At 68.4% G+C, this 13,847-nt stretch carries 11 protein-coding genes; 7 read left to right on the plus strand and 4 right to left on the minus strand.

The genetic code is table 11. The features are described 5' to 3' along the window. Positions 1-150: 150 nt before the first annotated feature. Entirely contained in the window at positions 151-915 is a 765-nt protein-coding gene (locus LMA02_RS29430) for an IclR family transcriptional regulator (RefSeq protein ID WP_228908582.1), read from the minus strand. Between the two features lie 135 nt (positions 916-1,050). Here LMA02_RS29430 and LMA02_RS29435 point away from each other — a divergent pair, with 135 nt between their 5' ends. From LMA02_RS29435 to LMA02_RS29465, 7 genes are all read left to right on the plus strand, one after another. Further along, positions 1,051-1,833, plus strand: coding sequence for a crotonase/enoyl-CoA hydratase family protein (locus LMA02_RS29435; protein WP_228908583.1), 783 nt, complete (start codon positions 1,051-1,053; stop codon positions 1,831-1,833). Between the two features lie 70 nt (positions 1,834-1,903). Beyond that, entirely contained in the window at positions 1,904-3,124 is a 1,221-nt protein-coding gene (locus tag LMA02_RS29440) for a CaiB/BaiF CoA transferase family protein (protein ID WP_228908584.1), read from the plus strand. Next, positions 3,121-3,921: an enoyl-CoA hydratase/isomerase family protein gene (locus tag LMA02_RS29445; protein WP_228908585.1), complete on the plus strand. Its 801-nt coding sequence runs from the start codon at positions 3,121-3,123 to the stop codon at positions 3,919-3,921. The genes LMA02_RS29440 and LMA02_RS29445 overlap by 4 nt, the downstream gene beginning before the upstream one ends. A gap of 58 nt (positions 3,922-3,979) precedes the next feature. Then, positions 3,980-5,032: a porin gene (locus LMA02_RS29450; RefSeq protein WP_228908586.1), complete on the plus strand. Its 1,053-nt coding sequence runs from the start codon at positions 3,980-3,982 to the stop codon at positions 5,030-5,032. Positions 5,033-5,042: 10 nt separating this feature from the next. Next, positions 5,043-6,365 (plus strand): MFS transporter, encoded by a 1,323-nt coding sequence (locus LMA02_RS29455; protein ID WP_228908587.1) that lies wholly within the window; start codon positions 5,043-5,045, stop codon positions 6,363-6,365. Positions 6,366-6,402: 37 nt separating this feature from the next. Continuing rightward, a complete protein-coding gene (locus LMA02_RS29460) occupies positions 6,403-7,557 on the plus strand; it encodes an acyl-CoA dehydrogenase family protein (protein WP_228908588.1) in 1,155 nt (384 codons plus the stop codon). A 47-nt stretch (positions 7,558-7,604) separates the two neighbouring features. Continuing rightward, positions 7,605-8,543, plus strand: coding sequence for an alpha/beta hydrolase (locus LMA02_RS29465; RefSeq protein WP_228908589.1), 939 nt, complete (start codon positions 7,605-7,607; stop codon positions 8,541-8,543). Positions 8,544-8,609: 66 nt separating this feature from the next. On the opposite strand, the gene prpF is transcribed toward LMA02_RS29465, so the two are convergent. From prpF to prpC, 3 genes are all read right to left on the minus strand, one after another. Beyond that, entirely contained in the window at positions 8,610-9,800 is a 1,191-nt protein-coding gene (gene prpF, locus LMA02_RS29470) for a 2-methylaconitate cis-trans isomerase PrpF (protein WP_166725732.1), read from the minus strand. A gap of 26 nt (positions 9,801-9,826) precedes the next feature. Continuing rightward, positions 9,827-12,421, minus strand: coding sequence for a Fe/S-dependent 2-methylisocitrate dehydratase AcnD (acnD, locus tag LMA02_RS29475; protein WP_228910027.1), 2,595 nt, complete (start codon positions 12,419-12,421; stop codon positions 9,827-9,829). Positions 12,422-12,500: 79 nt separating this feature from the next. Beyond that, complete coding sequence (gene prpC / locus LMA02_RS29480; RefSeq protein ID WP_166725730.1) at positions 12,501-13,673, minus strand: bifunctional 2-methylcitrate synthase/citrate synthase; 1,173 nt, start codon at positions 13,671-13,673, stop codon at positions 12,501-12,503. Positions 13,674-13,847 lie beyond the last annotated feature (174 nt).

Here is a 13,847-nt window from a genome sequence, read left to right on the forward strand (position 1 = left end):
ACGCTCCGATTCTATGCGAACGTGCGCGCCGTTCGCGCCGCCGATGGCGAGCCGGGCGAGACGCGAAGGTTGCGTCGGCACGGATGAAAACCCGGCATCCTCCGCCCGATGCCGGCAGAAGCCGTCGCATGCAGACACGCCGCCAAACGACTAGCCGCCCGCCTCATCCATACGCCCGGCGAGCGCGTCGCGCATCGCGAGCACGATCGCGTCGCGATGTTCGTCGATCCGCTCGACCGGTCCGGCGACGCCGATCGCAAGCGGCATGCCGTTCCAGCCGTCGGCGATCACCATCGAGATCATCGCTGCACCCTGCGTTACCGTATGCGCCGAATACGAATAGCCGAGCCGACGCGTCTCCTCGACCTTGTCCAGCACGACGTCCTCATCGATCGTCCTGCCCGACTTCCCGAGCCGCCGGATGCTGCGCGACACGAGCCGGCGAATCGTGCTGTCCGGCTGAAGACTCAGCAACGCCCAGCCGAGCCCCGACATGCAGATCTCGCGGCGCGTGCCGATCGGCGCATAGAACTGGATCGGAATCCGGTGGGCACCCGCGACGGCGTCGATGTACTGCACGTACAGGTCGCTCTGCACCGCGATCACAACAGCCTCCTGCGTGCCGGCCGCCAGCCGTTTCGCTACCGTGTGCCAGTACCGGCGGCTGCCCGCCGCAGAATCGACGAGTGCCTCGCCGAGATTGACGAGCCGCGCCGTCGGCGCATACGCGTGCGTCCGCTCGTCGTACGCCAGGTAGCCGAGCATCTTCATGCTGGTCAGCAACGCCGCCGCGCTGGAGCCGGGATAGCGGCAGCGCGTGGCGATCTCGCGCACGCTCAGTGGCCGCTGCAACTCGCTGAACAGCTCCAGCACCTCGAACACGCGCGCCGCGCTCTTGACCACGTTTCCGCTCATCCCGCCCTCTCCGCACCCGTCGCGGCAGGCCCTTCCACATATGTGGAACAGGATTTCCCGCCGCCGACCGTCGTGACGATACTAGGCTTCGGCCCGCGGCGTGAAGTCCCGCGGTAGAAAACATACGGAGACACCATGTCAGCCTTTCTGATCCGTGAACGGCAGGGAGCGATCCTGACCGTCACGATGAACCGTCCCGAAACGCGCAACGCCATTTCGGACAACGATGCGATCGACGCACTGGTCGCCTGCTGCGACGAAGCGAACCGCGACGAATCGATCCGCGTGCTCGTCCTGACGGGTGCCGGCGCCGTGTTCTCGTCGGGCGGCAACGTGAAAGCGATGCGCGCGCTCGCCGAGTCGGACCTGCACGACCTCGCGGCGATCCGGACCAGCTATCGCCGCGGCATCCAGCGCCTCGCGCATGCGTTCCAGCAACTCGAAGTACCGGCCATCGCGGCAATCAACGGGCCGGCCATTGGCGCCGGTACCGACCTCGCGTGCATGTGCGACATCCGCATCGCCGCCGACGGCGCGCGCTTCGCGGAAAGCTTCATCACGCTCGGCCTCGTGCCGGGCGACGGCGGTGCGTGGTTCCTGCCGCAGATCGTCGGCGCGGCCTTCGCGGCCGAGATGTCGTTCACGGGCGACCCGGTCGATGCGCAAACGGCGCTGCGTCACGGGCTGGTGTCGCGCGTCGTCCCCGCCGGCGAACTGCTTGCGCACACGCACGCGCTCGCCGGGCGCATCGCGCGCCATCCGGGCACCGCGCTGCGCCTGACCAAGCGACTGCTGCGCGAAGGCCGGCACGCGAGCCTCGACACGCTGCTCGACCTGTCCGCGTCGTACCAGGCATTCGCGCACGCGACGCCCGACCACCGCGCGGCGGTCGCGGCGCTGTTCGCCGCACGCGACTGAACCCGCCGAGCCTCGCCCGGCACTCGGCCGGCGAACGCCGACATCACCGACCATCGAAGGAAACATCGTCATGATCATCAACAACGAAGGTGCGCTCGCGGGCGTACGCGTGGTGGACCTCAGCCGCGTCTATGCCGGCCCGTTCTGCGCGCAGACGCTCGCCGACCACGGTGCGGACGTCATCAAGATCGAACCGCCGCAAGGCGACGAAACCCGCGACTGGGGCCCCGCGATGCCGGGCGGCATCTCCAGCTACTACTGGGGGCTCAACCGCAACAAGCGCAACCTCGCGCTCGACCTGTCGCATCCCGACGGACGCGACGTGCTGTTCCGCCTGCTCGAGACGGCCGACGTGCTGGTCGACAACTTCAAGCAGGGGACGCTCGAACGTTGGGGCATCGGTTACGACGACTGCCTGCGCGAACGGTTTCCGCGCCTCGTCCACTGCTCGATCTCCGGCTACGGCACCGACGGCCCGCTCGCGCGGTTTCCGGGCTACGACGCCGTCGCGCAAGGGCTGGCCGGTTTCATGTCGATCAACGGCGAACCGGGCGGCATGCCGCTGAAGGTACCGTTTCCGGTCGTCGATCACGCAGCCGGGCTGAATGCGGTGTCGAGCATCCTGCTCGCGCTGGTGGAGCGCACGCGCTCCGGCCTCGGGCAGCACGTCGACATCGACCTGTTCAGCACCGCGCTGTCGATGCTGCATCCGCTCAGCACGAGCTGGATGGCGACCGGCGACGTGCCTGTTGCAACGGGCAACGTCTACGCCGCGATCGCGCCGTACGGCGTCTATCCGTGCAAGGACAAGCCGGTGGCAACGGGCGCGGGCAACAACCGCACGTTCGCGAAGATGGTCGAAGCGCTCGGCGTGCCCGAGCTTGCGCGCGATCCGCGCTTCGCGACAAACGCGCAGCGTGTCGCGCACCGCGACGCGCTCGATACGCTGATCGGGCAATTGACTGGCGAGCGGCTCGCCGACGATGTCGTCGACCGGCTGATGCGGGCCGGCGTCGCGACGGGGCCCGTCAATACCATCGCGGACGGGTTCGGCCATCCGCAGGCGGCCCGCAACGGGATGCTCGTCAAAACAGACACCTATACCGGCGCGGGAATCCCGGCCAGGCTGTCGCGCACGCCCGGCTCGATCCGCCGGCCGCCGCGGCCATTCGCGGCCGACACCGATGCCTTGCTCGACGCGCTCGGCCTCGACGCGGCCCGCCGCGATGCGCTGCGGCAGGCCGGCGTCGTCCACGACGAGCGCGCAGGCACCACCGGGAGCGCGTCATGACCGCGCCGCGCACGTTCTCCTCCCTGACCGGCGACGACGCCCCGTCGGTCCTGCGCACCGACGACGACGGCATCGCGTGGCTGACGATCCATCGCCCGCATGTCGCCAATACGCTGTCCGCCGACGCGATCCGGCGGCTGTGCGACGAACTCGTCACGCTCGACGACAACCCCGCGGTTCACGCGATCGTGATCCGCGGCGCGGGCGACCGGGCTTTCAGCGCGGGCGTCGATCTCGGCGATCCCGAGATCCGCGGCATGCGGCCGATGCGCGGGCTTGCACGCAATGTGCACGAGCTGATCCTCGAACTGCGCAAGCCGACCATCGCGGCGATCAACGGCTACGCGATCGGCGGCGGCTTCGAAATCGCGCTTGCATGCGACCTGCGGATCGCCGCCGAGCACGCGTATTTCGCGCTGCCCGAATCACGCGTCGGAATGGGCGCGAACTTCGCGAGCGTGCTGCTGCCGCGCATGCTGCCACGCGCGGTTGCGATGGAGTTGCTGTTCACGGGCCGCCGCATCGACGCGGACGAAGCACGGCGCATCGGGCTGCTGAACCACATCGTCCCCGGCGCCGCGCTCGACGACACCGTGCGCGAACTGGCGCGGTCGATCGCCGCGAACGCGCCGCTGACGATCCGCCGCATCAAGGAGACGGCAACGCGCAGTTGGGGCCTGCCGGTTGCCGCGGCGCTGCGGCTCGACGTCGGCCCCGACGTCTACGCGAGCGAAGACCGGGTCGAAGGCGCGCGCGCATTTCTCGAGAAACGCAAGCCGGTGTTCAAGGGACGCTGAGCCCCGCTGCCCCGAACGCGGGCGCGACACATAAAAAACATGGAACGGAGACACATTCATGCAACGGAAAGCACTCCTGATCGGCGCGTGCGTGCTGAGCACGACGCATGCGCACGGGTCGTCGGTCACGCTGTACGGGATCGTCGACAGCTACGTCGAGTTCGATCGCATCGGCAGCCTGTCGAGCTTCCGGCAGAGCGGCGGCGGCGGATCGACGAGCCGCATCGGGCTGACCGGCGTCGAGGATCTCGGCGGCGGGACCTCGACGAAGTTCGTGCTGGAAAGCGGCTTCTCGCCGGCCGACGGATCGTTCCAGGGCGGCACGCTGTTCTACCGGCAGGCTTACGTGGCGCTGCAGGACACGCGCTACGGCGACCTGCGGCTCGGCCGGCAATACACACCGGCGTTCTACATCGTGTACGACGGCGATCCGTTCGGCCTGAACGAGCGCATGTCGCCGCTCGCGCTGCTCGCGACGTCGACGGACACGATCACGACGAACACGACGCCGCCGATTGCGCGCTTCAACCAGGCGGCGTCGTATCTCGGTCCGGACTGGAACGGCCTGCGCATGATGGCCACCTACGGCTTTCCGACGCCGAACGCGCTGTCCACGCAGGCCGGCCGCAACTACGGCGCGGGACTCCAGTACCGGATCGGCGGCCTTTATGTCGGCGCGGGTTTTCAGGGCGACGTATCGACCGGCAACCTCGCGCCCGTCGTCCAACCGACGACCACCCACCATTACGTGTTCGGCGCCAATTACGCGTTCGCACGGGTCAAGCTGTACGGCGCATTCCTCTACGGCGCCAGCACGGCGCACGGCCTGCCCGCGTTCTCGACGGCGAGCGTCGGTGCGGCGATCAACGTCGGCGCGCTCGACCGTGTGCTGGTGTCGATCGTGCGCCGCGACGTGAAGGGCTCGGCGAACGACGCGACCGCCGTCGGCGTCGGCTACGACCACCCGCTGTCGAAGCGCACCTCCGTGTACGCCCGCTATCTGTACCTGAAGAACGGCGGCGACGCACGCAACACGGTGGTCGCCGGCGTGCAACCGCAACCGGGCGGCACCGAGCAGGTGCTGGCGCTCGGCATCACTCACCGCTTCTGACGGAGTGCCCATGACCCCGACCCTGTCCACCCCGGCCGGCGTTCGCGACGACGCGATGCCGGCGCTCTATCGCCGGATCTCGCGGCGCCTGCTGCCGTTCCTGATCCTCTGCTACACGCTATCGTTCATCGACCGGATCAACATCGGCTTCGCGCACGCGCAGATGGCCGCCGAGCTGCGCTTCTCCGACGCCGTCTACGGGCTCGGCGCGGGCATCTTCTTCATCGGATACATGGCCTTCGAGATTCCGAGCAATGCGCTGCTCGCGCGGATCGGCGCGCGCCGGACGATCGCGCGAATCATGGTGCTGTGGGGGCTCGGCTCGGCCGCGACGATGTTCGTCGCGACACCCGCGCAGTTCTACGTGTGCCGATTCCTGCTCGGCGTGTTCGAGGCCGGCTTCTTCCCCGGCATCCTGTTCTATCTCGGCGCGTGGTATCCGCCCAGGCAGCGCGCGAAGGCGTTCGCGCTCTTCATGACCGCGCTGTATCTCGCGGGGCTGATCGCCGGCCCGGTGTCGGGCGCGATCCTCACGTACTTCGACGGGGTCGCCGGCCTGAGCGGCTGGCAATGGCTGTTCGTCGTCGAAGGGCTGCCGAGCAGCGCGCTCGGCTTCGTCGCGCTGCGGTTTCTCGACGATCGGCCGGACGACGCACGCTGGCTGTCGGACGCCGACAAGGCCGCACTGCGCGATGCACACGCGCTTGCCGATGCCGGCGCCGACAACGGCGCGACCCCGACACGACCGTTGCTCGCCCACCGCGACTTCTGGCTGCTGTGCGCGGCCAATTTCGCGATCGCCGCAGCCGGCTACGCGCTCGTGTTCTGGATGCCCGTGATCCTGCACCGCGGCGGCCTGCACGGCGCGATGCAGATCGGCCTGCTGTCCGCGCTGCCCTACCTGTGCGGCCTCGTCGGCATGCTCGGGATGGGCTGGTACGCCGAACGCCGGCAGGCATGGCGCGAACACGGCTCGACCGCGATGCTCGCGTGCGCGGCAGCGCTCGTCGTGCTGGGGTGCGTCGACGGCACCGTGAACCTGACGATCGCGCTCTGCGTCGCGGTCGCCGCGCACGCGGCGGCACTGCCCGCGTTCTGGGTGCTGCCGGGGCTCGCGCTGCCGAAGCGTTCGATGGCGGTCGCGATCGCGGCGATCACGATGTCCGGCGCGATCGGCGGATTTGCGAGCCCGTTCCTGATGGGCGTGTTGAACACCGCCACCGGCTCGATGCGCGGCGGCCTCTATTTCAACGCCGCGCTGCTCGCGGCCGGCTGCGTGGCGCTCCTCGGCACGCTGCGGGCCCGGTCGGCATCCCCGGCGCGCGCGGCCTGAGCGCGCGCCTTCCCTTCACACCTTCATCGACAGACTCATGAATTTCGAACTCGATCTCGACCACCGGATGATCAAGGATCTCGTCGCACGCTTCGTGACGGACGAGCTGATGCCGCTTGAAGCGGCCGTGATGGCGCGCGAGGCTGACGGCCAGCGCTTCACGCTGCTCCCCGACGAACGCGCGCGGCTCGACGAGCGCTCGCGGCAACTCGGTCTATGGGGACTCGACGCGCCCGTCGATGCCGGGGGCTCGGACCTGCCGGCCGTCGCGATGGTCGGCGTGAACGAAGCGATCGGCACGACCGTGACACCGTACATCCTGCCGCCCGATTCACCGAACCTGCGAATGCTGTGCGACGCGGCCGACGATGCGCAGCGCACACGCTACCTGGAACCGTACGCACGCGGCGTCACGCGCTCCGCGATGGCGATTTCCGAGCCGGGCGCCGGTTCGGATCCAGGCGCGTTGTCGACGACGGCCGTCCGCGACGGCGGCGCATGGGTGCTGAACGGCCGGAAAATCTGGATCAGCCATGCACGCGAAGCCGACTGGACGATCGTGATGGCACTGACCGACCGGAACAAGGGCAAGCGCGGCGGCATATCGGCGTTCATCGTGGAGCGCGACACGCCGGGTTTCGTCATCGAACGCCGCATTCCGATGATCGGCGGACTGTCGACCTACGAAATCGTGCTGGAGAATTGCCGCATCCCTGCCTCACAACTGCTGGGCCAGGAAGGCGCCGGTTTTGCGCCGATGCAGGCGCGCCTCTCGAACCGGCGGCTGGAGATGGCCGCATGGTGCATCGGCCGCGCCGAACGCGCGGTCGCGCTGCTGTGCAACCATGCGAAACAGCGCAAGACCTTCGGCGTGCCGCTCGCCGAACGCCAGGCGATCCAGTGGTGGGTCGCCGACGCGCTGACACAGATCCACGCGTGCCGGCTGATGACCTACGAAGCGGCCGCGCGGGTCGATGCCGGACAGGATGCGCGCACGCAGATCTCGATGGTCAAGGTGTTCGCGACCGAGATGGCGTGGAGCGTCATCGATCATGCGATGCAGACGCTCGGCGCGATGGGCATGACGAAGGAGCTGCCGCTGCATCAGATGGCGAACGAAGCGCGGCTGATGCGCATTTTCGAAGGCCCGAGCGAGGTGCATCGATGGGTCGTCGCGCGCAGCGCGCTGTGACGCCATGGTCGGCGCGCGTTGCGCCGTTTTCACCACGGAGCCGCATCTTGGATACACGTCATCTCGTCGATCCCGACATCCGTCCCTGGCTGGACATCTGGCCCACCGTCACGCTCGGCGCCGACAACCTCGCACGGCATCGCGAACGCAATCTTCCGCTGCCGCCGATCGACACGGTCGGCAATACGCTCCAGCATCGGCGCGTGCCACGCCCCGGCGGCACACCCGACGTGCCGGTTCGCGTGTACCTGCCCGACGACGCGACGCGCCCGCTGCCGGCGATCGTGCACATGCACGGCGGCGGCTACGTGCGTGGGGCCGCGAAGGATCTCGAAGCCGTGCATCGCCCGCTGGTGAAGGCGCTCGAGTGCGCGCTGGTCTCGATCGACTACCGCCTCGCGCCCGAGACACCGTTTCCCGGCGCGATCGACGACTGCTACGCGGCGCTTGCCTGGACCTTCCGCCACGCAGACGCGCTCGGCATCGATCCGGCGCGCATCGGCGTGATGGGCGAAAGCGCGGGCGGCGGTCTAGCGGCCGCGCTGGCGCTGCTGGCGCGCGACCGCGACGAATACCCGCTGGCCTTCCAGCACCTGATGTATCCGATGCTCGACGACCGCACCTGCGTGCGAGCGCCGCATCCGCATGCCGGCGAATTCGTCTGGCATGCGGCCAACAACCGGTTCGCATGGACGTCGCTGCTCGGCCACGCGCCGGGCAGCGACGACGTGTCGCCCTATGCGGCCGCCGCCCGCGCGGAACGAATGGAAGGGTTGCCGCCTGCGTTCATCGCGGTCGGCGCGGTCGACCTGTTCGTCGACGAGAACATCGACTACGCGCAGCGGCTCATCCGCGCCGGCGTGCCGACCGAACTGCACGTCTTCGCGGGCGGCGTGCACGGCTTCGACATCGTGCCCGATGCGCGCGTGTCGACCGCCGCACGCCGCATCAGCCACGAAGCGCTGCAGCGCTTCCTGCACGGCTGAGCCGAACCGAAACGACAAGGGCGGCCGAAGCCGCCCTTGCTGCCGTCGGAACGACGACCGGTACGATCAGAACGCGTCGCCCGGCACCCTCACCCAGCCTTCCATCAGCACGCGCGCGCTGCGGCTCATGATCGCCTTCGTGACGGTCCACTCGCCGTTCTCGAGCTGCGCTTCCGCGCCGACGCGCAGCGTGCCCGACGGATGCCCGAAGCGCACCGCGTTGCGCGCACCGCCGCCCGCCGCGAGATTCACCAGCGTGCCGGGAATCGCCGCGGCCGTGCCGATCGCGACCGCCGCCGTGCCCATCATCGCGTGGTGCAGCTTGCCCATCGACATCGCCCGCACCAGCAGGTCGACGTCGCCCGCATTCACGCGCTTGCCGCTCGACGCGACATAGTCGGCCGGCTTCGCGACGAACGCGACCTTCGGCGTGTGCTGGCGCGTCGCGATCTCGTCGAGCGTGTCGATCAGGCCCATGCGCAACGCGCCGTGCGCGCGGATCGTCTCGAACTTCTCGAGCGCCTTCGGGTCGCCATTGATCGCGTCCTGCAGCTCCGTGCCCGTATAGCCGATCGCTTCGGCCTCGACGAAGATGGTCGGAATCCCCGCGTTGATCATCGTCGCCTTCAGCGTGCCGATGCCCGGCACGGCCAGGTCGTCGACGAGGTTGCCGGTCGGGAACATCGAGCCGCCCGCGCCTTCTTCCTCGGCGGCCGGGTTCATGAACTCGAGCTGCACTTCGGCGGCCGGGAAGGTGACGCCGTCCAGCTCGAAGTCGCCCGTCTCCTGCACCGCGCCGTTCGTGATCGGCACGTGCGCAACGATCGTCTTGCCGATGTTCGCCTGCCAGATCCGCACGGTCGCGACGCCGTCGCGCGGCACGCGCGATGCATCGACGAGGCCGCCGCTGATCGCGAACGGGCCGACCGCCGCCGACAGGTTGCCGCAGTTGCCGGTCCAGTCGACGAACGCCTTGTCGATCGCGACCTGCCCGAACAGGTAGTCGACGTCGTGACCGGGCCGCGTGCTCTTCGACACGATCACCGTCTTGCTGGTGGACGACGTCGCGCCGCCCATCCCGTCGATCTGCTTGCCGTACGGATCGGGGCTGCCGATCACGCGCAGCAGCAGCGCGTCGCGCGCGGCGCCCGGCGTCTGCGCGGCATCCGGCAGGTCCTGCAGCCGGAAGAACACGCCCTTGCTGGTGCCGCCGCGGATATAGGTCGCCGGAATCCTGATTTGCGGAATGTGAGCCATGTTTGCGTTATCCCTGTGTGATCCGGTCAAGCCGCCTGCGACGATTCGAGGAAGTCCTGCGCGAAGCGCTGCAGCACGCCGCCCGCGTCGTAGATCGACACTTCCTCGGCCGTGTCGAGCCGGCACGTCACCGGCACCTCGACACGCTCGCCGTTCTTGCGGTGGATCACGAGCGTGAGATCGGCGCGCGGCGTGCGCTTGCCGATCACGTCGAAGGTCTCGGTGCCGTCGATGCCGAGCGTGGTGCGGTTCGTGCCCGGCTTGAACTCGAGCGGCAACACGCCCATCCCGATCAGGTTGGTGCGGTGGATCCGCTCGAACCCTTCGGCGACGATCACCTCGACGCCCGCGAGCCGCACGCCCTTCGCGGCCCAGTCTCGCGACGAGCCCTGCCCGTAGTCGGCGCCGGCGATCACGATCAGCGGCTGCTTGCGATTCATGTACGTCTCGATCGCCTCCCACATGCGCATGACCTTGCCTTCCGGCTCGACGCGCGCGAGCGAGCCCTTCTTCACCGCGCCGTCGACGACCGCCATCTCGTTGATCAGCGTCGGGTTCGCGAAGGTCGCGCGCTGCGCGGTCAGGTGGTCTCCCCGGTGCGTCGCGTACGAGTTGAAGTCCTCTTCCGGCAGGCCCATCTTCGCGAGGTATTCGCCAGCCGCGCTGTCCAGCAGGATCGCGTTCGACGGCGACAGGTGGTCGGTCGTGATGTTGTCGCCGAGCACCGCGAGCGGACGCATGCCCTTGAGCGTGCGTTCGCCGGCCAACGCGCCTTCCCAGTACGGCGGGCGACGGATATACGTGCTCTGCGCACGCCAGTCGTACAGCGGCGCCGCACGCTCGCCCGCATCGGCCGTGCGCGCGAACATCGGTTCGTAGACCTTGCGGAACTGCTCGGGCTTCACGCTCGACGCGACGATCGCGTCGATCTCCTCGTCGGTCGGCCAGATGTCCTTCAGCGTGACGGGCTTGCCGTCCCGGTCATGGCCCAGCACGTCCTTCTCGATGTCGAAGCGGATCGTGCCGGCGATCGCATACGCGACGACGAGCGGCGGCGACGCGAGGAACGCCTGCTTCGCGTACGGGTGGATACGGCCGTCGAAGTTGCGGTTGCCGGACAGCACGGCCGTCGCGTACAGGTCGCGATCGACGATTTCCTGCTGGATCTTCGGATCGAGCGCGCCCGACATCCCGTTGCAGGTCGTGCACGCGAACGCGACGATGCCGAAGCCGAGCTTTTCCAGCTCCGGCAGCAGGTTCGCTTCTTCCAGATACAGCTCGACCGCCTTCGAGCCCGGCGCGAGCGAGCTCTTTACCCACGGCTTGCGCGTGAGGCCCTTCGCGTTCGCGTTGCGCGCGAGCAGCGCCGCGGCAATCACGTTGCGCGGGTTGCTGGTGTTCGTGCAGCTGGTGATCGCGGCGATGATCACCGCGCCGTCGGGCATCTCGCCCGCCTTTTCTTCCCACTGACCGGCGATCCCGCGTGCGGCAAGATCGGACGTCGGCAGCCGCTTGTGCGGGTTCGACGGGCCGGCCATGTTGCGCACCACGCTCGACAGGTCGAACGTCAACGTGCGCTCGTATTGCACGTTGCCCAGCGTATCGGCCCACAGGCCCGCCGTCTTCGCGTAGGTCTCGACCAGCTTCACCTGCTCGTCGCTGCGGCCGGTGAGGCGCAGGTAGTCGGTCGTCTGGCCGTCGATGAAGAACATCGCGGCCGTCGCGCCATATTCGGGCGCCATGTTCGAGATCGTCGCGCGGTCGCCGAGCGTGAGGCTCGCGGCGCCTTCGCCGCGGAATTCCAGATACGCGCCGACCACCTTTTCCTTGCGCAGGAACTCGGTCAGCGCGAGCACGACGTCGGTTGCGGTGATGCCGGGCTGGCGCTTGCCGGTCAGCTCGACGCCGACGATGTCGGGCAGGCGCATCCACGATGCGCGACCGAGCATCACGTTTTCCGCCTCCAGACCGCCGACGCCGATCGCGATCACACCCAGCGCATCGACGTGCGGCGTGTGGCTGTCGGTGCCGACGCAGGTGTCCGGATACGCGACGCCGTCCTGCGCCTGGATCACCGGCGACATTTTCTCGAGGTTGATCTGGTGCATGATGCCGTTGCCCGGCGGGATCACGTCGACGTTCTCGAACGCCTTCTTCGTCCACTCGATGAAGTGGAAGCGATCCTCGTTGCGGCGATCCTCGATCGCGCGGTTCTTCGCGAACGCGTCCGGATCGAAGCCGCCGCACTCGACGGCGAGCGAGTGGTCGACGATCAGCTGCACGGGCACGACCGGGTTCACCTTCGCGGGGTCGCCGCCGCCGTCGGCGATCGCATCGCGCAGGCCGGCGAGATCGACGAGCGCCGTCTGCCCGAGGATGTCGTGGCACACCACGCGCGCCGGGAACCACGGGAAATCGCGGTCGCGCGTGCGCTCGATGAGCTGCTTCAGCGAATCGGCAAGGATCGCCGGATCGCAGCGGCGCACGAGGTTTTCGGCGAGCACGCGCGACGTATACGGCAGCGTGTCGTAGGCGCCGGGCGCGATCGCTTCGACCGCGGCACGCGCGTCGAAATAGTCCAGCGACGTGCCGGGCAGGGGTTTGCGGTAGGCAGTATTCATCATGTGGGGCGGGAAATCGGGGTATGACGTCCGGCGCGCGCCGGCGCCCGTCTCGCGGGGCCGGCGCGCGGCTGGCGGATCAGCGCTTCTCGATCGGCACGAACTGCAGGTCTTCCGGCCCCGTGTAGTTCGCGCTCGGACGGATGATCTTGTTGTCGACGCGCTGCTCGATGATGTGCGCGCTCCAGCCGGACGTGCGCGAGATCACGAACAGCGGCGTGAACATCGCGGTCGGCACGCCCATCATGTGATACGACACGGCGCTGAACCAGTCGAGGTTCGGGAACATCTTCTTCGCGTCCCACATCACCGATTCGAGGCGCTCGGCGATGCTGTACAGCTTCAGGTCGCCCGCTTCCTTCGACAGCTTGTGCGCGACGCCCTTGATCACCTTGTTGCGCGGATCGGAGATCGTGTAGACCGGGTGGCCGAAGCCGATCACGACTTCCTTGTTCTCGACGCGGCGGCGGATGTCGGCTTCGGCATCGTCCGGCGAGCTGTAGCGGCTCTGGATTTCGTACGCGACTTCGTTCGCGCCGCCATGCTTCGGCCCGCGCAGCGCGCCGATCGCGCCGGTGATCGCCGAGTAGATGTCCGAGCCCGTGCCCGCGATCACGCGGCCGGTGAACGTCGATGCGTTGAACTCGTGCTCCGCGTACAGGATCAGCGACGTGTGCATCGCGTCGACCCACGACTTCGACGGCGTCTTGCCGTGGAGCAGGTGCAGGAAGTGGCCGCCGATCGAGTCGTCGTCGGTTTCCGTCTCGATGCGCTTGCCGTTGTGCGAGAAGTGATACCAGTACAGCAGCATCGAGCCGAGCGACGCCATCAGGCGGTCGGCGATGTCGCGCGCGCCCGGCAGGTTGTGGTCTTCCTTCTCCGGCAGCACGGTGCCGAGCACCGACACGCCCGTACGCATCACGTCCATCGGGTGGGCCGATGCCGGGATCTGCTCGAGCACGGCCTTCAGCGCGTTCGGCAGGCCGCGCATCGCGCGCAGCCGGGTCTTGTACGCGGCCAGTTCGGTCAGGTTCGGCAGCGTGCCGTGCACGAGCAGGTGCGCGATTTCCTCGAACTCGCACGACTCGGCGACGTCGAGAATGTCGTAGCCGCGGTAGTGCAGGTCGTTGCCGGTCTTGCCGACCGTGCACAGCGCCGTGTTGCCGGCCGTCACGCCCGACAGCGCCACCGACTTCTTCGGCTTGAATGCGCCTGCGGCGGCCGGTGCTGCTGCGTCTTTCGTCTCGCTCATGTTTCCGTTCTCCAATAGGTATCTGGGTATCTTGTCGACCGCACTTGGCGCTTCAGCGCTTAGTGCGGTCCCATGCAAAGCGGTCGACCGCGCTTGGCGCTTCAGCGCCTGGCGGCTCGGCCGGGCCGCAGGTGTTTGTCCGCGTGGCCCGATCTCGTGCAAAGGGTTCCGGGA

The sequence above is a fragment of the Burkholderia sp. B21-005 genome (genome assembly GCF_020843965.1).
GTDB lineage: Bacteria > Pseudomonadota > Gammaproteobacteria > Burkholderiales > Burkholderiaceae > Burkholderia > Burkholderia ambifaria.